We start from the raw sequence: 20941 nt of genomic DNA on the forward strand, positions 1-20941 counted from the left end.
ATTCAGGCCGTATACTGCGCTCCAACCCGATATTTTCCCGAGCTGGTTAAATATCGGGCTGGCATGGGTATTGCTGAACCCAATCAAGCATGATTAACGACGGGCTTTTGACATGGCAAAGGACACGGGCAAACCGGCAGACGGCGCAGCGCCCAAAGTAAATAATCGAAAAAAATACCTGATGATCGCGGTAGCGGCTATCGCTCTGGTCGGTATTTCTGTTGGCGGCACGCTGGCGGTGGTCGGGTTGGGCTCTTCGGATACCACGCCTGCTACACAAAGCGACGCGGCAGCCGTCAAAAAACCGGCCATCTATTACGCTCTGCCTCCTGCCTTTGTGGCGAACTTTTCCGTTGGCGGCCGCCAGCGGTTTTTACAAACCGACGTCGCCTTGTTAATTCGTGATGCCGATGTTTCCGCCGCGCTGGATTTACACAAACCTGCTATTCGCAATAGCCTGGTCATGTTGTTCAGCGCCCAGAATTTTGAAACCCTGCAAACTATTGAAGGTAAAGAGGCGTTGCGCGAACAGGCGTTGGCCAATGTGCAGGCAGTGTTGCAAAAAGAAATTGGTAAAGCCGGGGTAGAGCAGGTTTTGTTCACCAGTTTTGTGATGCAATAACACGATAAAAAATGGCCGCTGAGGCGATTGAAGGGTATTCATTGTGCAAGATTTATTATCACAAGATGAAATTGATGCGTTATTGCACGGTGTTGATGACGGCGATATCAACACCGATGCCGATCAGGACTCGGGTTCAGTTCGCTCCTATGACCTGACCAGTCAGGATCGGATTGTTCGTGGGCGTATGCCCACGCTGGAAATGATCAACGAACGTTTTGCCCGCTACACGCGTATCAGTTTGTTTAATTTGCTGCGGCGCACCGCGGATGTTTCGGTGGGCGGTTTGCAGATTCAAAAATTTGGCGAATACGTGCACACGCTTTATGTGCCCACCAGCCTTAATATGGTGAAGTTTCGTCCTTTGCGTGGCACGGCGCTGATTATTCTCGACGCCCGGCTGGTATTCAAACTGGTTGATAACTTTTTTGGTGGTGATGGTCGCCATGCCAAAATCGAAGGCCGTGAATTTACCCCGACAGAATTACGCGTTATTCAAATGGTGTTGAATCAGGCTTTCGTGGATCTTGCCGAAGCCTGGAAAGCCATTATGCCCATCAACTTCGAGTACATTAACTCCGAAGTGAATCCCTCCATGGCCAACATTGTCAGCCCCAGTGAAGTGGTGGTGGTAAGCACCTTTCACGTAGAGCTGGATGGCGGCGGCGGTGAAATTCATATCACTATGCCTTACTCGATGATCGAGCCAATCCGCGAAGTGCTGGATGCGGGTTTGCAAAGCGATAGCGATGAACAGGACGAACGCTGGGAAAAAGCACTGCGGGAAGATGTATTGACCGCCCGCGTTGATCTCGAATGCGATATCGCCCGTCGCGATATTTCGCTGCGCGATGTTGCCGCACTCAAAGCCGGTGATGTGATCCCGATTGAGTTTTCTGACGTACATGTCATTACCGCCAATGGGGTTCCTATGTTTCGTGCCGAGCTCGGCCAGCATAAGGGCAATCTGGCATTAAAAATTAACGACTTTATCGACAGAAGTCATACACAAAATATTACGGCAACCGGAGGAGTACCCGATGACAACAAATGATGACATTGATCAGGATTCCATGGCCGATGATTGGGCCGCTGCCATGCAGGAACAGGCAGCGGTGGACGCGATTGATGTCAGTCGCGTGCCATTGGACGAGCTGCATGTTGAATCGGAAAAAAATATTCACAACCCGGATCTGGATGTCATTCTCGATATTCCAGTGAGCATTTCCATGGAAGTAGGGCGCACCTCGATCACCATTCGCAACCTGCTGCAACTGAACCAGGGCTCGGTTATTGAGCTGGATCGTCTTGCTGGTGAGCCGCTGGATGTACTGGTTAATGGCACACTCATCGCCCACGGTGAAGTGGTGGTGGTGAACGAAAAATTCGGCATCCGCATGACCGATGTTATCAGCCCCTCCGAGCGTATTAAAAAATTACGTTAATAATAACTTGCTGGTAATGTCCAGGATCCGACACATGCTCGCGTTAAAACGCTTCATTGCATTTTTTATAGTACTGGCGGCCATCGGGTCGCCATTTGTTATGGCCGAAGAAATAGCCAATGGCCTATCCTCAAGCAGCAGTGGCTCGATCGAGTCGATAGAAAATGCTCAAGCTATCGATGCGGCTGAAAACGCTGACGCTGGTGAGCTGGAAGAAAACTCTGGCTCTGCCGATGTTAAAAACAGTGCTGAAGCTCTCACGTTGGAAGACAAGGCACAAGCTATTCCATTAAAAGAGGCGGCCCCATTAAAAGAAGGGGCTGAATCTCCTGCTACTGAACAGCCGGTAAGCGGTAAAGCGAAACCGGTACCGCCGCCCGCCGCTCAATCTCCTGTCAAGGTAAACGGTGTAAGCAGTTTACTCAGTGTTTTTGTCGGGTTGTTGTTCATTCTGGGGCTTATTCTGGCCTTGGCCTGGTTTGTAAAACGTATCGGGCAGGGCGGAATTACCGCCAACAACCATTTACGTATTGTAGCCAGTTTGCCGTTGGGTACGCGCGAAAGGCTGGCACTGGTTGATGTTGGTGGTAAGCAAATTCTGCTCGGTTTAACCCCGCAAAATATTAATACCCTGCATGTGTTCGATGAACCGGTGATTGACTCAGCGTCAGCTGAACCTTCGGAGTTCGCATTGAAGCTGCGCAGTTTACTTAACCCGACCGCTGCCAAAAATAATCAAACCACGGAGCCTCACCCTTGAAACGCTTCGCTGATGGTCAAATAAATACCGGTATCGAACATACCTGTAAAAAGTTGATACAGGGCATTTTGCTATTGCTTTGCATGGTTTTGCTAGCGTCTCCTTTGCACGCCCAGGCGCCGGCACCGGTCAATGACCCGACCGCACCTTCGGCAACAGCGATTGGCGGCAGTTTACCGGCTATTCCCGGGTTGCCTGCCTTGACGGTACAAACCAACCCGGACGGCAGCCAGGACTATACGGTTACGCTACAAATTTTAATGATCATGACAATGCTGACATTTTTGCCAGCCATTCTCATGATGATGACCTCCTTCACCCGCATCATTATTGTGTTTTCCATCTTGCGCCAGGCGCTTGGTTTACAGCAGTCGCCGTCCAACCAGATTCTTATCGGTCTTGCACTGTTTTTAACGTTTTTTATTATGCAGCCGGTATTGAATCAGGTTAACGAAAACGCCTTGCAGCCGTACATCAATGAACAAATCACCGCGCAGCAAGCCATAGCCAATACCACGGCACCGTTTCATGATTTTATGTTGTCGCAAACCCGCGAAAGCGATATCGCCTTGTTTGTCGGTATTGCCGGCTTGGAGCCTATCGCAACGCCGGAAGAAACGCCTTTCAATATTCTCGTACCGGCTTTTATCATCAGTGAATTGAAAACCGCCTTTCAGATCGGCTTTATTATTTTTATTCCCTTTCTTGTGATTGATATCGTGGTATCCAGCGTGTTGATGGCGATGGGTATGATGATGCTGTCGCCGCTGATTATTTCTCTGCCGTTTAAAATTATGCTGTTTGTACTGGTCGATGGCTGGGCGATGATTGTGGGTACACTTGCCGCCAGTTTTGGCGTGTAGAGGGCAAAGCCAATGACTCCCGAAGTGGTAATGGATATTTTTGCCGACGCCTTTTTCCTTACCATGCTCATGGTGTTGGTGATTGTTGGTCCGAGCCTGGTGGTGGGCTTGATCGTCAGTATGTTTCAGGCTGCCACCCAGATTAACGAACAAACCCTCAGTTTTTTGCCGCGGCTTATCATGACTATCGCGACCATCATGATGGCTGGCCCCTGGCTGATTACGCGCTTTATGGATTTGTTTGACCGCTTGTTCAATAACATCCCCTATCTCATCGGCTAGCGTATGAATGAGCTACTGATCAGCGAAGCGCAACTGAACCAGTTTATTGGTCAGTATCTGTGGCCCTTGCTACGTGTCAGTGCTTTCTATTTTGCCGTCCCGGTTATCGGCGCGCGGATGGTGCCAGCGCGCGTGCGTATCTTGCTATCGCTGTTAACCGTCATGCTGCTGTCGCCCATGCTACCGGAAATTCCCACTACACCTTTTCTATCTCTGGGTGGCATGGTAATGGTGGTCAAGGAAGTATTGATTGGCCTGGCGCTGGGCTTTATGTTGCAAGTGGTGATGCATGTGTTTGTGCTGGCCGGGCAATTGATAGCGATGAAAATGGGGCTGGGTTTCGCGTCCATGAATGACCCGTCCAACGGCGTTAGCGTTACCGTGTTATCGCAATTCTATCTGTTAATGACCACCTTGCTTTTCTTGTCTATCAACGGACATTTAATTGTTATTCAAATGCTGGTCGATAGTTATGAGGCTTTTCCCTTAACCGGGGAAGGCTTGCAACCTTCGCACTTTTTTACGGTGTTCAGCATGGGCTCGTGGATGTTCAGCGTGGCCTTGGTGATTTGTTTACCGCTGTTTACCTCGCTGCTGGTGGTGAATATGTCGTTCGGCGTAATGAGCCGTTCAGCACCGCAAATGAACGTGTTTACCGTTGGCTTTCCCATCACGCTGATCTTTGGTTTGTTATTGATGTGGTACGGCCTGGGTAATTTTTTACCGCTGTTTGAATCCATTATGCAGGAAGGTTTCCTTATTGTTCTGCAATTGCTGGAGGCGCCCTGATGGCAGAAGGCGGCGACAGTAGTCAGGAAAAAACCGAAGAGCCCTCGGCACGAAAACTTGAAAAGTCTCGTGAAGAGGGCCAGATTCCCCGATCGCGAGAACTGACCACCACCGCTATTTTGTTAGCAGGCACAGTTGGCCTTTATATTTTTTTCGGTTTCATGACCTCCAAAATAGTGGGCATAACCCGCCATAACTTCACCATTCCCCGCGAGTCCATTTTTGATCCGGACGCGATGATCGCTTATTTGTCTACGTCTTTTTACGACGGCTTTGTCAGCATGTTTCCGCTGTTCGGTATTTTGCTGGTAGCTTCTGTGGCGGGCCCCATTGCGCTCGGCGGCTGGTTGCTCAGTGGCAAAGCGATGGCTCCCAAATTCAGCCGCATGAACCCTGCTGCCGGTTTGAAACGCATGTTTTCGATGAAGTCACTGATTGAACTGGCTAAAGCGCTGGGTAAGGTGGTGGTGATTCTGGGCGCGACTATTTTGCTGCTATTGGCGTTGCAGCAAGCGATGTTTCGTTTGTCCGATGAAAACGTGAATACCGCCATTGTGCATTCGCTGGAGCTGAGCGGTTATGCGGCGATTATTTTGTCGGCGGTTACGGTGGTGATTGCGGCGGTGGATATTCCTATTCAGCTGTGGGAGCACAACAAAAAGCTGAAAATGTCGAAACAGGAATTGAGAGACGAATCCAAAGATACCGATGGCAAGCCGGAAGTAAAAGGGCGCATTCGTCAGTTACAACGGGAGATATCACAACGGCGCATGATGTCCTCGGTGCCGGATGCGGACGTTATCATTACCAACCCGACCCATTTTGCGGTGGCGCTTCGCTATGATCAGGACAATATGTCGACGCCTGTTTTGTTGGCGAAAGGTGGTGATCGGGTTGCTTTGAAAATCCGCGAGATTGGCAAGGAGCATAAGGTCGAGATTATTGAATCGGCGGCGTTGGCGCGGGCGATTTTTTATACGACTGATATTGATCAGGAGATTCCTTCCGGACTGTATGTGGCTGTTGCTCAGGTGCTTGCTTACGTTTTTCAGTTGCGTACTTACCGTAAAGGCAAAGGTGAGCGGCCGCCGTTTCCTCGTAATATTAAATTGCCGAAAGATATGCAGTTTGATTGATTTGGCCGGTGAGGCGGCGAAATAACAAAAGCTATTGTGCAGGCAGCGGCGTTAAACCGTGGTTCAGAAGACGCCGTGAACCCATCCCTGGGGGCTCGACTGCCGCATCCATGCGGCAGACGCTTCTGAACCACGGTTTAACACCGCCGCTTTGAGGTTGGTGGTTTTTATTCTGTCGGATATCTCAAATATTTCCCGTATCTCTGGCCTTGAGGTATCGCAGACGCTTCTGAGCTACTGTTTAACACCGCCGCTTTGAGATTTGGGGTTTTCATTCTTTCGGGTATCCCGAATATCTCCAGTATCTCTGGCTTTCATACATCTCAGACCGTCTGCCGCATGGATGCGGCAGTCGAGCCCCCATGGATGGGTTTACGGCGAGTCTGAGATGTATGAAAGCCAGAGGTGCATTACACAATTTCTTTCGATTACGACTATTTTTAACCTTTTTTACAAATCGGTACGCTTTTTGCGATATGGGTCACACAGACTTATAACCGTCAAGAATCCGTACTCTTATGGCTCTACCAGGACTTCCGCAATTTCGTAAACCCGACGCCAGAGTTGTGTGGAGCCAGGCGCGTGGCCTGAGCAAAGGCAATTTGGGTATCCCGTTATTGCTGCTCATGTTGCTGGCAATGATCATATTGCCGATGCCGGCCTTTTTGCTGGATACGTTTTTTACCTTCAACATCGCGCTTTCTATTGTGGTGTTAATGGTTGGTATCTACAGCAAACGTCCGTTGGACTTCGCGGTTTTCCCCTCCATTTTGCTGATCGCAACCCTGCTGCGTTTGTCTCTCAACGTTGCCTCCACCCGCGTAATTCTGCTAAACGGCCACGAAGGTAGCGATGCTGCCGGTAAGGTGATCAAGGCGTTCGGTGAAGTGGTAATTGGCGGTAATTACGCCGTAGGTATTGTGGTATTCCTGATTTTGATGATTATCAACTTCGTGGTAGTGACCAAGGGTGCCGGTCGTATTTCAGAAGTAAGCGCCCGTTTTACCCTGGATGCAATGCCAGGCAAGCAAATGGCGATTGATGCCGACTTGAACGCAGGTCTGATTGATCAGGACGAGGCGCGTGATCGCCGTAAGGAAGTTGCCAAAGAGGCTGACTTCTATGGCGCGATGGACGGTGCGAGCAAGTTTGTGCGCGGCGATGCGGTGGCGGGCATTTTGATTATGGTGATCACCATCATCGGTGGTCTGGCTATCGGTATGATCCAGCACGGCCTGAGTTTTCAGCAGGCAATGGAGTTGTACATTCTGCTGACCATTGGTGATGGTCTGGTGGGTCAAATTCCGGCGCTGTTATTGTCTGTGTCTGCCGCTATTCTGGTAACCCGCGTTAATACCTCCGAAGACATGGGCCAGCAGGTGATCGGCCAAATGTTTGCTACGCCCAAGGCGCTGGCGATTGCCGCTTTTATCCTGTTTATGATGGGTTCCATCCCCGGTATGCCGCACGTGGCATTTATGGGGTTAGGCGCGGCGGCGGCTGGCCTGGCGTATTTTATTCACTGGAGAAAAAATCAGCCGGTCGCGGTTGAAGATAATGGCTATATTCCCTCGTCTGCGCGCATGGCACCGGACGCGCAAGGGCAGGGCGGCGGTATGCCCGCTGCTCCTCGTACGGTGGCCTCTCTGCCGCCGGCGGCAGAACCGACCGAAGTAGGTTGGGACGATGTACAGCCGGTGGATGTGATCGGTCTGGAAGTGGGTTACCGGCTTATCCCGATGGTGGATAAAAACCAGGGCGGCGAATTGCTGGGGCGAATCAAAGGCGTCCGCAAAAAACTGTCTCAGGATATGGGTTTTCTGGTGCCTACGGTTCACATTCGCGACAACCTGGATCTGTTGCCCAATGCCTATCGCATCAGTTTGATGGGCGTTGCTGTTGCCGAAGCCGAAGTCTATCCGGATCGCGAGATGGCGATTAACCCGGGCCAGGTATTTGGCACCCTGGACGGTATTAAAACCAAAGACCCGGCGTTTGGTCTGGATGCTATCTGGATTCAGGCATCACAAAAAGAGCAAGCGCAAACCCTCGGTTACACCGTGGTAGATGCAAGTACCGTGGTTGCCACTCACCTTAACCAGATTCTGCAACAGCACATCCACGAATTGCTTGGCCATGAAGATGTGCAAAAGCTGCTGGATATGCTGGCCAAATCCTCTCCCAAGCTGGCAGAAGAGTTGGTGCCCAACACCATCAACCTCAATGTGTTCCTGAAAGTTCTGCAGAATCTATTGCGGGAGCGGGTGCCCATCCGTGATATCCGCTCCATCGCCGAAGCGTTGGCGTCTACCGGCGGCAAGAGTCAGGATCCCGCCACTTTAACGTCAATTGCACGGGTTGCCCTGTCTCGCCAGATAGCCCAAAACATTGTCGGTTCCGAGCTAAACCTGCCAGTTATCTCGCTTGAGCCCGCGCTGGAACAGTTATTGCTGGGTAGTGTGCAACAGGCACAAAAATCTGGCGCTGATGACAGTGCGTTTATTGAGCCGGGGCTGGCTGAGCGCTTGCAGCAATCGCTGATAAGTGCGGCACAGAAGCAGGAAATGGCGGGTAAACCGCTGGTACTGCTGGTTGCAGCGCCCCTGCGCATGATGCTGTCACGGTTTGTTCGCCACAGCGTGCCGGATATGCGGGTATTGGCCTACACCGAAATACCTGACAACAAGCAAATTACGATTGATGCCAGCGTTGGCGCCAACAATTAATCGCCCCAGTGCGGGTCCGGAGAGACACCATGCAAGTAAAACGTTTCGTGGCTGCCGATATGCGTCGCGCACTGGAGCTGGTTCGTCAGGAGCTTGGCCCGGACGCTATTATTCTCTCCAGCTCCCGCACAAAAGACGGTGTTGAGCTGCTGACAACGCTTGCTGCTGACAGCGAATTGGCGCAGTTACAACAGGCGGCCCAAGTGCGCAGCCTGCCAACCCCGGCGGTGCAGACAGCTCCTGAACCTGCGCATCGCCCCACCTCCTTTGCCCCGGCTTTTGCCGAAGCCTCAGCGCTTTCAAGAGCCATGGACGCTGAAAATTATTCAGCATCCGGAAAAAGCGAACAGGAGTTGGCCGATGAAATGGAGCGCGCACGCGAGCGCATGCTGGCCAGTCGTCGTGCCGAAGCCTCTGCTAAAAGCTTGCTTCGCGAACAGCAGGAGCGTATTTCGCAACCTGCACCGCGTATTCAGGAAGATATGCCTGTCCGCGCCGCTACGCGTGCGCCCAGCGCTGCCGAGCGTTACCCGCTGGTTGATACCCAGGAAGAAAATTACCCGGTGCGTGCGGCGGCAGAAAGCCAACAATTATCCGATTTGCAAGCCGAGCTGGCGGACATGCGTTTTATGCTCGAGCAGCAACTGCAAGCGCTGACCGGGCAGCAAGGTATGGCGTCATCGCCGGTGCTTGCCAGCGTGGGTCGTCGTTTGGAACGGATGGGCTTTACGTCGAACATCATTGCCAACGTTTTGACCCGCTGCAAGCGTCAGGATGTATTGCCGGAAGCCTGGGCCGATGCGCAGGCCAATCTCGCCCGCCAATTGCCGGTAGCCGGCAGAGACGTGGTAGATCAGGGCGGAATCTATGCGTTTGTTGGCCCAACCGGTGTCGGTAAAACGACGACTATAGGAAAGTTGGCAGCGCGTTTCGTATTGCGCCATGGCGCTGACAGTGTCGCGCTAATAACTACAGATACTTATCGCATTGCGGCGCACGATCAATTACGCTCTATGGCGCGTATTATGCGCGTGCCGGTAAGGGTGGTAGAGGACAAACAGGAGCTCGGCCAGGTTATTGACAGTTTGAAAAATTACAAACTGATTCTCATTGATACGGCGGGTTTTCGACATGGTGATCCGCACCTGACTGCTCAGTTACAATCGCTGGCCAAACAGCCCGAGATTAAAACACTGCTGGTATTGTCGAGTAACAGCCAGCAGCAAATGTTGAAAGCGTCCATTCATGCTTACGGTGCTGCGGGTTTGAAAGGTTGCATTCTTACCAAGCTGGATGAAACCGCCAGTCTGGGAGAAGCCCTGAGTGTAATCCAGCAGAGCAAATTGCCGTTGGTCTACACCACTGACGGCCAGGATATTCCAAAGCACATTGAAGTTGCGCGTGGCCATCAACTGGTAACACGGGCAGCCGGTTTGTTAAAAAGCCAAATGCGACCGTCAACCCCGGTCAGTTCGCAACAGCGAACTCGTGCATTGGTGTAACAGCATTTTTATTAACTTCTGCGTTGCCACTGTTGGCAGCGCAAGCGTACAGAACAACAGACGTAGCAAACGTCAGGAGACAGCGCTCAAATGAGTCAATTGCGTCCCGTGCAGGTAATTGCCGTATCCGGCGGAAAAGGCGGGGTAGGTAAGAGTAATATTTCCGTCAACCTCAGTATTGCGCTGGCAGAATTGCGCCGTCGCGTGGTCTTGCTGGACGCTGACCTGAGTTTGGCCAACGTGGATGTATTGCTCGGACTAAAAGCCGAACATACCCTGGCAGATGTACTCGCCGGCACCCATACCTTGAGCGAAGTGCTGGTGACCGGCCCTGCTGGTATTAAAATTGTGCCGGCATCCTCCGGTGTGCAGCGCATGGCATCGCTGGGTCCTGCTGAACACGCCGGTCTTATCAACGCGTTTAACGATCTCGGTGACCAGGTTGATATTCTGGTGATTGATACCGCCGCCGGTATTTCCGAGACGGTGGTGAGCTTTCTGCGTGCTGCCAATGAAATCGTGGTGGTGGTGTGTGACGAACCCTCATCCATCACCGATGCTTACGCTTTGATCAAATTGCTCAATAAGGAATATCAGGTACAACGCTTCCGCGTTGTGGCCAATATGACCCGCACCCAGCACGAAGGCGCGCACATGTTTAATAAGTTGAACAGCGTCTGCGAACGATTCCTCGATGTGAGTCTACAATTTCTGGGTAGTGTGCCGTTTGATGAGAATGTTCGTAAATCGGTACAAAAGCAAAAGGCTTTGCTGGAGTTCGCCCCTTCTTCAAAAGCTGCTGTTGCCATTCGTAATCTGGCCAAAACTGTCGATCAATGGCCGTTACCCGGCGCACCCACCGGTCGTCTGGAGTTTTTTGTCGAGCGCCTGTTACAGGCTGCCAACAATCGCTATTAACCGCCTGCGAGAGTTCCGTTATGGCCGCAGTTGATGGATTAGCCATGTACGACAAGACACAACAACTGAATCAGCCTATCCGTGTTGAGGAATACGCCCCTCTGGTGAAACGCATTGCGTACCACATGATGGTGCGTATGCCTGCGTGTGTGCAGGTAGATGATCTGATTCAGGCGGGCATGATCGGGCTGCTGGAAGCGGTACAAAAATATGACGGTACGCGCGGCGCCAGTTTTGAAACTTACGCCGGTATTCGCATTCGTGGTGCAATTGTTGACGAAATGCGTCGTGGTGACTGGGCTCCCCGCTCGGTGCATCGCAACACCCGTTTGATCGCCAGTGCCATTCGCACGGTAGAAGCCCGCTGCGGGCGCGATGCCCAGGATTCGGAAATCGCCGCCGAGCTGGATATTCCTCTCAATGAATACCACGCGATGTTGCAAGACAGCAACAGCAGCCGCCTGTTCAGTTACGAAGAAACCTTTGGTGACGACGACAGTAACATTGATGCCAGTGAATCCAGCAGCGCCTACGCCAGCCCGCTGGAGGGGTTGCAACGCGATGCCATGAAACGCGCGCTGGCAGAAGCCATTATGCAGTTGCCCGAACGCGAGCGGCTGGTGCTGGCGCTGTATTACGACGAAGAATTAAACCTGAAAGAAATCGGTCAGGTATTAGGGGTAAGCGAGTCGCGGGTGAGTCAAATACACAGCCAGGCAGCGCTTCGCCTGCGTACCCGATTGACCGATTGGAAGAGCAAAGATTGACCCTGAACGCATTTATGAGTAATTTGACGCCATTTTAGCGTAATGAATGGCTTTTTTATCAAAATGCCACTCAGGAAAAGTGTTTCCAGGCCGACATAGTCAGCAAACACCGCATAATAGTGGCGGCTATAACACTCGTATTTGCCAACAACTACATCGCCGGTATCTGCCGGTTTGATAATGATTAGAGTTTCACGCTTGAGTAGCTGGAGGTTGCATTGGATAAGAATATGAAAATCCTGATCGTTGACGACTTTTCGACGATGCGACGGATTATTAAGAATCTGCTCAGAGATCTCGGGTTTTCCAACACCCATGAAGCAGATGATGGCGTGACGGCATTACCTATGCTCAAAGGCGGTGATTTTGATTTTCTGGTCACCGACTGGAATATGCCCGGTATGACCGGTATTGATTTGCTGCGTGCGGTACGCGCCGACGAACGTCTGTCGTCTCTGCCAGTGCTGATGGTAACCGCCGAAGCCAAACGCGATCAGATCATTGAAGCGGCGCAAGCCGGTGTGAACGGTTATGTGGTTAAACCCTTTACCGCTCAAGCTCTCAAGGAAAAAATCGAGAAAATTTTCGAGCGTGTCGGCTGAGACTGATTTAACGGAGCGCGTTATTCCGCCTGACTGTTGTGCTGTTCGCCGCCGGTCTTGCTGTTGAGTGATAAAACTCTGATTGTATTTCTCCGCTTTCATCATAAAACGTTCAGGCTTCGGCAAAGGCGTACCCATGACATCAGACATTCAGTTGCACACCAACGAGGATTTTATTGGCGAGCTGAAAGAGTGTGCCAAATTATTGACTGAGAAATTGCAAGACAATCAATTTGAAGACGCATCACACTTGATCCACCAAATGTTGGCCTCTCGTGATCACCATATTTTCCAATCCGTTGGTCGCTTGACCCGCGGTCTGCATAACGCCATCGTTAATTTTCATGTTGACGCCGATCTCTCCCGCGAACCGCCGCACATCGAATCTTCTGAAATTCAGGATGCCTCCAATCGCCTCAACTATGTCATCGAGCTGACCCGCAAGGCTGCCGAAAAAACCATGGACATGGTTGATGAAGCATCACCGATTGCGATGAATCTCGGTCAGGAAGCCAGTGTATTGCGCGACCAGTGGGCGCGTTTGAAACGCCGCGAAATGGGTCCGGATGAATTCCGTGAACTTTACGGCCGCATGGACGACTTCCTCGCGCAAATGGCGGTGGGAACCGAGCAGCTGGGTCGCAACCTGCAGGAAATTATTCTGGAGCAAGGCTTTCAGGATCTCACCGGGCAGGTGCTTAAGCGCGTTATTGGTTTGATTAACGATGTGGAACAGGATCTGGTGAGCCTGGTTCGCATCGCCGGGCAAGTAGAAGAAGTGGCCGGCATTACCAGCTCCGGTGATCAACAAGACCGCGCTGCACTGATTGAAAAACGAAAAACCGAAGCGGAAGGGCCGCAAATCAACCCGGTCGGGCGCAACGATGTTGTGTCCAATCAGGATGAAGTTGACGACTTGCTTTCCAGTCTCGGGTTCTAGAGGGTAAGGGCAGATGAGTTTTGGTGATGACGAAGATATTCTTCAGGATTTTCTGGTAGAAGCCGGCGAAATTCTCGAAAGATTGTCCCAGCAGCTGGTAGATCTGGAGCAACGTCCGGACGATACCGATTTGCTCAATGCAATTTTCCGCGGCTTCCATACGGTCAAGGGCGGCGCCGGCTTTTTGCAGTTGACCCCCATGGTGGAATGTTGCCACCTGACTGAAAACCTCTTTGATATCCTGCGCACGGGCAAGCGCACGGTGACCTCTGAACTGATGGACGTGGTGCTGCAGGCACTGGATGCGGTGAACCAGCAATTTGAGCTGGTATCGCGTCATGAAACCCTGCCACCGGTTGATGCATCGCTGATTTCTGCACTGGAGCGTCTGGTGTCCTGCGAAGATGTTGCCCCCGCTGCTGCACCCGAGCCGGTGGCCACTGCGCCAGCGCCTGCCGCTGCAGTACCCGATGGCGACATTACCGATGCAGAATTCGAGCAACTACTGGATGCACTGAGTCCGGAAACCGCTGCCAGCACAACGCCGTCTGTTGCTGCGGCCGGTTCTGCCAGTGATATTTCCGAAGATGAATTTGAAGCCTTGCTGGATCAATTGCACGGTAGCGGTAAAGCACCGGGTAAAACAGCACCGGCGCCAGCCGTAAAAGCCGGTAACACGGACGATATCAGCGATGACGAATTTGAAGCCTTGCTGGATCAATTGCACGGGAGCGGTAAAGCGCCGGGTAAAACAGCACCTGCGCCGGTAGCCGCTGCCGCACCTGCACCGGCTGCCTCAAGCTCTGCAAGCACGTCTGACTCCATCAGCGAAGATGAATTTGAAGCCTTGCTGGATCAATTGCACGGCAAAGGCAAAGCACCTGCCGCGGCCGCTAAACCGGCTGCGGCAAAACCTCTGCCGCAAGCTCCTGCTGCCGCTCCGGCGGCTGCAACACCCGCAGCAGCGCGTCCCGTAGAAGCTCCCAAAGCTGTGGCCGCCGCCAACCACGACCGGGAAACACCACCGGCTGTTGAAACAACAGTGCGTGTGGATACCCAGCGTCTTGATGACATCATGAATATGGTGGGCGAGCTGGTGCTGGTAAGAAATCGCCTGGTTCGCCTGGGTATTGGCTCGCAGGATGAGGCGCTGGTTAAAGCCGTTGCCAACCTCGACGTTGTTACCGCCGATTTGCAAACCTCGGTCATGAAAACCCGGATGCAGCCGATCAAAAAAGTGTTCGGCCGCTTTCCGCGTGTGGTTCGCGATCTTGCCCGCAACCTGAAAAAAGAAATCAACCTTGAGCTGGTTGGTGAAGAAACCGATCTCGATAAAAATCTCGTGGAAGCGCTCGCCGATCCGTTGGTGCATCTGGTGCGCAACTCGGTGGATCACGGTATTGAACTGCCGGAAGTGCGTGAAACCGCTGGCAAACCGCGCATGGGTCAAATTGTTCTTTCTGCCGAGCAGGAAGGCGATCATATTTTACTGGCAATCAGTGATGATGGCGCCGGCATGGACCCGGTCAAATTGCGTCGCATTGCCGTTGAGCGTGGCATGTTTGACGAAGACACTGCGGCGAGACTGTCTGACACGGAAGCGTTCAATCTGATTTTCGCGCCGGGTTTTTCTACCAAAAAAGAAATTTCCGACGTGTCCGGCCGCGGTGTCGGCATGGACGTGGTGAAAACCAAAATTACCCAATTGAATGGTACGGTTGAAATTCAATCCACCATGGGTAAAGGCACCCGGTTAATTATCAAGGTGCCCTTGACGCTGGCCATTATGCCGACGTTGATGATCATGCTGGAGAATCAAACCTTCGCACTGCCGCTGGCAAGCGTGAATGAAATTTTCCATATGGATTTGCGCAAAACCCACATTGTCGACGGGCAGGAATGTATTGCAATTCGCGATCAGGCGATTCCGCTTTTCCACCTCAAACAATGGTTGGTGAAGCGTCCCTGGCAACACGACAAAAGCGATTTCGCACACGTGGTTATCGTTACAGTAGGTACCCGTCGTGTCGGTTTTGTGGTGGATCAATTGATCGGTCAGGAAGAAGTGGTTATCAAACCGCTGGGCAAAATGTTGCAAGGCACTCCAGGTATGGCGGGCGCTACTATCACCGGCGATGGCACTATTGCATTGATTCTGGATATTCCCAGCATGTTGCGCCGTTATGCGCGCGGCTCAGCCAGCTGGGGTCATAATTAATGCTGGCTGAAATCTGGCAATTGCGTTTGTCTCATGGCTTGCTGATGGAGTTGCTTTCATGCGGCTGAGAGTTCTTGTGGTGGACGATTCGCATTTTTTTCAATTGCGATTGAAAGAAATTATTAATCGTCATCCGCAACTGGAAGTAATCGGCATTGCCAACAATGGCCGTGAAGCGGTAGAAAAAGCAGCGGAGCTGCGCCCTGATATCATCACCATGGATTTTGAAATGCCGGTGATGGACGGCATTACGGCGGTGCGACATATTCTGGCGCATCGTCGCGTGCCTATCCTGATGTTTTCATCGCTCACCTACGAAGGCGCGCGCGTTACCCTGGATGCGCTGGCTGCCGGGGCGATGGATTTTATTCCCAAGGATTTTGCCGAAGTATCGCGCAGCTCGGATGCTTTGACAAAAAAATTGCATGAACGGCTGGTAACCCTGGCTACCGCCGGGAAAAGTTTTTCAACGCAATCTACGCCGGCAATTGCAGCGCTGCGTCAATCGCGCCTCGCTTCTGCGGCTACTACACCCGCGCCAGCTCCCGCTGCACACCATGCACCGCTGCGTTCCCTGCGCGAGGCGGGTGCGGCGACGCCCGAACATTCTGCGTTGGAAAAAAATTCGGCTGATGATCGTTTAAAAAAACGACCGAATTTATTAATTATTGGCGCATCAACCGGTGGTCCGGTCGCGTTAAATGATGTTCTGGTTAATTTGCCCGCCAATTTTCCGTTGCCCATTGTACTGGTGCAGCATATGCCGGAGAATTTTACCCGTGCCTTTGCGGAACGCCTCAACAAGCAATGCAAAATTGAAGTGCGTGAAGCGGTTGATGGCGATGTGTTGCATCCGGGGCTGGCATTGCTGGCGCCAGGTGGCAAGCAGTTAATGCTCGATAAACGCCTCGGTGGCAGTGTGCGTATTTTGCCGGATGATGAGCGGGTAAATTACAAACCGTCACTCGATATTACCTTCGGCTCGGCCGCCAATGTTTATCACGACCGGGTATTGGGTGTGGTATTAACTGGCATGGGTTCGGATGGTTGCAAAGGCGCCGGGTTATTAAAAACCGCCGGTTCGGTTATCTGGTCTCAGGACGAGGCCAGTTGTGTTATTTATGGTATGCCGATGGCGGTTGCACGTGCCGGCTTTAGTGACAAGGTTTTACCACTATCGGATATCGGCCCACGTCTGGTTCGTGAGGTGATGTAATGGACATATTGAGCATCCTCGGTGTCATCATCGGTTTTGCGGCATTGATCGGCGGTAATTTTATTGAAGGCGGTTCCATTTATTCGTTAATTAATGGGCCTGCCGCGCTGATCGTTATTGGTGGCACTTTGGGTGCCGCTATTTTGCAAACGCCGCAACACAGCCTCAAGCGGGCGCTCAATATGTTTTCCTGGGTATTTCGCCCGCCGGTTAATCCCTTCAAACAATGCATCGCGCAAATCGTGCGCTGGGCAACCGCCGCCAGAAAAGAAGGTTTGCTGGGGCTTGAGCAACTGGCAGACCGCGAAAAAGATAAATTTGCCCGCAAGGGTTTGCAGCTGCTGGTTGATGGCAATGAACCGGAAGTGATTCGCCGTATTCTTGAAGCGGATTTGATTATTGATGAGCAGCGCGATCACGACGCCATCAAATTTTATGAAAGCATGGGCGGTTACGCACCGACCATCGGCATCATCGGTGCGGTGATGGGGTTGATTCATGTTATGCGCAATCTCGCCGACCCGGAACAATTGGGGCCGGGCATTGCGGTAGCTTTTGTGGCAACGATTTACGGTGTCGCCCTGGCCAATTTGTTGTTATTACCCATCGCTAATAAATTGCGGATGTGTGTGAACGAGCGCTCCCAGTACCGTGAGCTGGTGATTGACGGTATTACTTCCATTGCGGATGGTGAAAACCCGCGTTCCATTGAAATGAAACTCAACAGCTATTTGCATTGAGATTGCCATGGTACGTCGCCGGCGCCAGGAAATTCACGTAAACCACGAGCGCTGGCTGGTTTCCTACGCGGATTTTATTACCTTGTTGTTTGCTTTTTTTGTGGTGATGTATTCCATCTCCCAGGTCAATCAAAGTAAATACCGGGTGCTGTCTGAAACTTTTGTTCAAGCTTTCAATTCTCCCTCCCATTCCCTGCCGTCTCCGGATGAACAATCGGAGGAGGCGGCGCTGCCAGGCACCTTAAACCCGATTCAGGTCGGCGAACCGGCAAAAACACCAGCGCCCAGCAGCATTGATATTCGCAATGAACACACCGGCTTTAATGACACCAATCAGCGCGATGTGCTGACCGAAATATCCGATTTGTTTGTAGAGCGGTTTGCCGATTTGATCGCTGACAATATGGTAAGTGTGGCGGGTAATGAGCTGTGGCTTCAAATTGAATTGAATGACAGCATTCTGTTTTCTTCCGGTAGCGCCGACCCCAGCGCTCAGGCGCAGTCGATTTTTGACGAAGTTTCCCTGATCCTGAAAGAGTATCCCAACCCTATTCAGGTAGAAGGGCATACCGATAACGTGCCAGTCAATTTGCCGCGCTATCCGAGCAACTGGGAATTGTCTGCCGCGCGCGCGGCGGCGATTGTGAAGTGGATGGTGCAAAAAGGGGTGGATCCGGTGCGTCTTTCTGCCGTGGGTTATGGCGAGTTTCAACCGGTTGCCGAAAACACCACGGATGCAGGGCGTGCACGTAATCGCCGGGTGGTGCTGATGATCGCCCGTAAATCCATGCCTCGGCCTGGCGTAACGGTCAGCGCTGGTGCGCCAGCGGCGCTGTCGGCATCACCGGCAATGGATGATCTGCTGAATAATCAGGCAACCGCCGCAGCCGCACAATTTACCGGGAGCGTGTTGCAGGCCGACAGCGCGGCATTTACTTCCGCCAATACACAAGAGACGCTGGCTACAGACGGTGTATCGGGGCAGAATAGTAGTATTTCACTTTCATCGGAAGCGAGCGCCGCCAGTGTTTCCCAATAGTGGAGAACACGGCATGGGCTTTGCTTTTTTAATCAGTAAGTTTGGAAATTTGACACTTTTTGTGAGTGAGGAATCTGCAGTTTGCGTGTCCTGACAGTTGCCAATCAAAAAGGAGGGGTCGGAAAAACCACCTCCAGCGTCTCACTTGCGGGCCTCGCGGCCGAGCAAGGGCAACGTGTATTGTTGTTGGACCTCGATCCGCATGGTTCATTAAGCAGTTATTTCCGGCAAGACCCCGACACCCTGGCGTTGAGCGCTTTCACCTTGTTTCAGGAACGCAGCCAACTGACATTTGCGTCGGTAATGCGGTTGATTCAGGCTACCAGCGTACCGGGGCTTGATATATTGCCGGCCTCTACCGCGCTGGCCACACTTGAACGGCAGTCGGCGGGTGATGGCCTCGGTCTGGTGCTCACCCGGGCGCTGAACCTTATTGCCAGCAATTACGACTGGGTCATTATTGATACGCCACCGGTACTGGGCGTGCTGATGATCAATGCGCTGGCGGCTTGCGATTATCTGCTTATTCCGGTGCAGACCGAGTTTCTGGCCCTCAAAGGGCTGGAGCGCATGGTCAATACCTTGAATATGATGGGCAAGTCCCGCCGCAAAACACCGGAATACACCATCGTGCCGGTCATGTTTGACCGGCGGACGCAGGCATCGGTGAGCAGTTTGCTTACCATGCGACAGGCCTGGCGGGAGCGGGTCTGGCCCGGCCATATCCCGGTGGATACCCGTTTTCGTGATGCCAGTCGCGCCGGTGTTCCGCCCAGCATACATTCTCCCAGTGCCAGGGGTGTTGAAGCCTACAGCTCGTTGTTTCGCTTTCTTCAGGGGCAGTTACAGCAACTGGATGCCCGGCAGTCAGCGGAAACCATGAACAGCGGAATCAGGAGGTAAGTCGCCATGCAACGTGTTTCTCCTGATACCGCTCTGCAACATTATTTTGACGAATTGCTTAACGAGGCCGAACCTCAGGTTGCGGTGGCACTTGCCGAACCTGAGCCGGCTTTTGTTGAGCCGGCGGTTGAAGCAGAGCGTCAGCAAGAATTGCAGCGATTGCTGCAAACCTTTGCCTTGCCTGCGGTCACTGCACCAGCACCAGCACCAGCACCAGCACCAGCACCAGCACCGGCCGTTGTCGTTGCGGAGGTGGTCAGTATTCCCGAGCCGGCCCCGGTAGTCGCAAACGTTGTAACGCCTGCGCCGCCTGTTACTCGTACCGTTGTAGAGCCGGTTGTGCCACCGGTGGTTGAGCCGGAAGTCATAGTTGCACCGGCCACCAGTGAGGATGAGCCGCCCGCCTGGAACACCAATGGTCGGCCATCCTGGGCGCAGCAACGTTTTGATGTACTGCTGTTTCAGGTGTCCGGTTTAACCCTGGCAGTGCCACTGATGTCGTTGGGGCAAATACAACCGCTTACGGACGAGTTAACGCCGCTGTTTGGCCAGGCTGACTGGTTTATGGGACTGCAACCCACACCGTCAGGAAAAATTCGCACGGTGAATACCGCCAAATTTGTGATGCCGGAGCGGTACGACGAAAACTTTTTAAAAACCGCGCGCTACGTTGTTTCCATCAATGGCGTTCCGTGGGGGTTGGCGGTTGATTCGGTCAATCAGCCCATCACTTTGATGCCGGAAGATGTCAAATGGCGCAGCGAACGTGGCAAGCGCCCCTGGTTGGCCGGTACAGTGAAAGAGCACATGTGTGCTTTGCTGGACACAGAAACCATGGGGCATATGCTGGTGGCCGCCGACAAGAATGCAAAACGTCTGACCTGATTGTCAGATTTCACTAACCAGAGCAGTTGATTGTTCGCTGGCGAACAAACAAAAAACCGGATAACACCGAGGACATTATGGGCAGCAAAAATTTTACACAGCAAAGCAACGACGATCCGGTTCTGCAGTGGGTAACTTTCCGTCTCGACGGTGAAACCTACGGCATCAACGTGATGCAGGTTCAGGAAGTATTGCGCTACACCGAAATTGCACCGGTGCCAGGTGCACCGGCGTATGTGCTCGGCATTATCAATTTGCGCGGCAACGTGGTGACGGTGGTGGATACACGTCACCGTTTTAATTTGCAGAGCGGCGAGATTACCGACAACACCCGTATCGTGATTATCGAAACCGACCGTCATGTTATCGGTATTCTGGTTGATAGCGTGGCAGAAGTGGTTTATTTGCGCCAATCCGAAATCGAAATGGCACCCAATGTAGGCAACGAAGAAAGCGCGAAATTTATTCAGGGTGTTTGCCACAAGAACGACGAATTGCTGATTCTGATTGATCTGAACAAATTGTTGAGCAGTGAAGAGTGGTCCGAGCTGGACGACATTTGATTGCTTGATGACGGAACTGTTGCAG

At 52.4% G+C, this 20941-nt stretch carries 21 protein-coding genes; all 21 read left to right on the forward strand.

Translation table 11 applies throughout. The features are described 5' to 3' along the window. The first annotated feature begins 112 nt into the window (after nt 1-112). The 21 genes from C4F51_RS09315 to C4F51_RS09415 all read left to right on the forward strand — a co-directional run bounded on the left by C4F51_RS09315 (nt 113) and on the right by C4F51_RS09415 (nt 20916). Nucleotides 113-622, forward strand: coding sequence for a flagellar basal body-associated FliL family protein (locus tag C4F51_RS09315; RefSeq protein ID WP_193909245.1), 510 nt, complete (start codon nt 113-115; stop codon nt 620-622). 43 nt (nt 623-665) lie between these two features. Continuing rightward, a complete protein-coding gene (gene fliM, locus C4F51_RS09320) occupies nt 666-1676 on the forward strand; it encodes a flagellar motor switch protein FliM (RefSeq protein WP_193909247.1) in 1011 nt (336 codons plus the stop codon). Then, nucleotides 1663-2067 (forward strand): flagellar motor switch protein FliN, encoded by a 405-nt coding sequence (fliN, locus tag C4F51_RS09325; RefSeq protein ID WP_193909249.1) that lies wholly within the window; start codon nt 1663-1665, stop codon nt 2065-2067. Before fliM ends, fliN begins: the two co-directional genes overlap by 14 nt. Nucleotides 2068-2101: 34 nt before the next feature. Then, nucleotides 2102-2827: a flagellar biosynthetic protein FliO gene (gene fliO, locus C4F51_RS09330; protein WP_193909251.1), complete on the forward strand. Its 726-nt coding sequence runs from the start codon at nt 2102-2104 to the stop codon at nt 2825-2827. An 83-nt stretch (nt 2828-2910) separates the two neighbouring features. After that, nucleotides 2911-3690 (forward strand): flagellar type III secretion system pore protein FliP, encoded by a 780-nt coding sequence (gene fliP, locus C4F51_RS09335; RefSeq protein ID WP_193912498.1) that lies wholly within the window; start codon nt 2911-2913, stop codon nt 3688-3690. Nucleotides 3691-3702: 12 nt separating this feature from the next. Continuing rightward, entirely contained in the window at nt 3703-3972 is a 270-nt protein-coding gene (gene fliQ / locus C4F51_RS09340) for a flagellar biosynthesis protein FliQ (RefSeq protein WP_193909253.1), read from the forward strand. A gap of 3 nt (nt 3973-3975) precedes the next feature. After that, a complete protein-coding gene (gene fliR, locus C4F51_RS09345; protein WP_193909255.1) occupies nt 3976-4761 on the forward strand; it encodes a flagellar biosynthetic protein FliR in 786 nt (261 codons plus the stop codon). Then, a complete protein-coding gene (gene flhB / locus C4F51_RS09350; protein ID WP_193909256.1) occupies nt 4761-5897 on the forward strand; it encodes a flagellar biosynthesis protein FlhB in 1137 nt (378 codons plus the stop codon). The genes fliR and flhB overlap by 1 nt, the downstream gene beginning before the upstream one ends. Nucleotides 5898-6523: 626 nt before the next feature. Continuing rightward, nucleotides 6524-8623 (forward strand): flagellar biosynthesis protein FlhA, encoded by a 2100-nt coding sequence (flhA, locus tag C4F51_RS09355; RefSeq protein WP_235992445.1) that lies wholly within the window; start codon nt 6524-6526, stop codon nt 8621-8623. Nucleotides 8624-8652: 29 nt separating this feature from the next. Continuing rightward, a complete protein-coding gene (gene flhF, locus C4F51_RS09360) occupies nt 8653-10125 on the forward strand; it encodes a flagellar biosynthesis protein FlhF (protein WP_193909259.1) in 1473 nt (490 codons plus the stop codon). A gap of 90 nt (nt 10126-10215) precedes the next feature. Continuing rightward, nucleotides 10216-11043 (forward strand): MinD/ParA family protein, encoded by an 828-nt coding sequence (locus C4F51_RS09365; RefSeq protein WP_193909261.1) that lies wholly within the window; start codon nt 10216-10218, stop codon nt 11041-11043. A 20-nt stretch (nt 11044-11063) separates the two neighbouring features. Then, nucleotides 11064-11810, forward strand: a complete 747-nt coding sequence (locus tag C4F51_RS09370; RefSeq protein WP_193909262.1) for an RNA polymerase sigma factor FliA — start codon at nt 11064-11066, stop codon at nt 11808-11810. Between the two features lie 218 nt (nt 11811-12028). Further along, nucleotides 12029-12412, forward strand: a complete 384-nt coding sequence (cheY, locus tag C4F51_RS09375) for a chemotaxis response regulator CheY (RefSeq protein WP_193909264.1) — start codon at nt 12029-12031, stop codon at nt 12410-12412. A gap of 136 nt (nt 12413-12548) precedes the next feature. After that, nucleotides 12549-13352 carry a protein phosphatase CheZ gene (locus tag C4F51_RS09380; RefSeq protein WP_193909266.1) on the forward strand — a complete coding sequence of 268 codons (804 nt, stop codon included), beginning with the start codon at nt 12549-12551 and terminating at the stop codon, nt 13350-13352. Between the two features lie 13 nt (nt 13353-13365). Further along, the gene (locus tag C4F51_RS09385) at nt 13366-15570 is read left to right on the forward strand and encodes a chemotaxis protein CheA (protein ID WP_193909268.1); all 2205 of its coding nucleotides are present in this window, start codon (nt 13366-13368) and stop codon (nt 15568-15570) included. Nucleotides 15571-15628: 58 nt separating this feature from the next. Next, nucleotides 15629-16786 (forward strand): protein-glutamate methylesterase/protein-glutamine glutaminase, encoded by a 1158-nt coding sequence (locus tag C4F51_RS09390; RefSeq protein ID WP_193909269.1) that lies wholly within the window; start codon nt 15629-15631, stop codon nt 16784-16786. Continuing rightward, entirely contained in the window at nt 16786-17526 is a 741-nt protein-coding gene (locus C4F51_RS09395) for a flagellar motor protein (RefSeq protein ID WP_193909271.1), read from the forward strand. Before C4F51_RS09390 ends, C4F51_RS09395 begins: the two co-directional genes overlap by 1 nt. Nucleotides 17527-17533: 7 nt before the next feature. Continuing rightward, the gene (gene motD / locus C4F51_RS09400; protein ID WP_193909272.1) at nt 17534-18565 is read left to right on the forward strand and encodes a flagellar motor protein MotD; all 1032 of its coding nucleotides are present in this window, start codon (nt 17534-17536) and stop codon (nt 18563-18565) included. An 81-nt stretch (nt 18566-18646) separates the two neighbouring features. Further along, nucleotides 18647-19468: a ParA family protein gene (locus tag C4F51_RS09405; protein ID WP_193909274.1), complete on the forward strand. Its 822-nt coding sequence runs from the start codon at nt 18647-18649 to the stop codon at nt 19466-19468. Nucleotides 19469-19474: 6 nt separating this feature from the next. After that, entirely contained in the window at nt 19475-20353 is an 879-nt protein-coding gene (locus C4F51_RS09410) for a chemotaxis protein CheW (RefSeq protein ID WP_193909276.1), read from the forward strand. A 77-nt stretch (nt 20354-20430) separates the two neighbouring features. Beyond that, entirely contained in the window at nt 20431-20916 is a 486-nt protein-coding gene (locus tag C4F51_RS09415; RefSeq protein ID WP_193909277.1) for a chemotaxis protein CheW, read from the forward strand. Nucleotides 20917-20941 lie beyond the last annotated feature (25 nt).

The organism is Cellvibrio polysaccharolyticus (assembly GCF_015182315.1).
Lineage (GTDB): Bacteria > Pseudomonadota > Gammaproteobacteria > Pseudomonadales > Cellvibrionaceae > Cellvibrio > Cellvibrio polysaccharolyticus.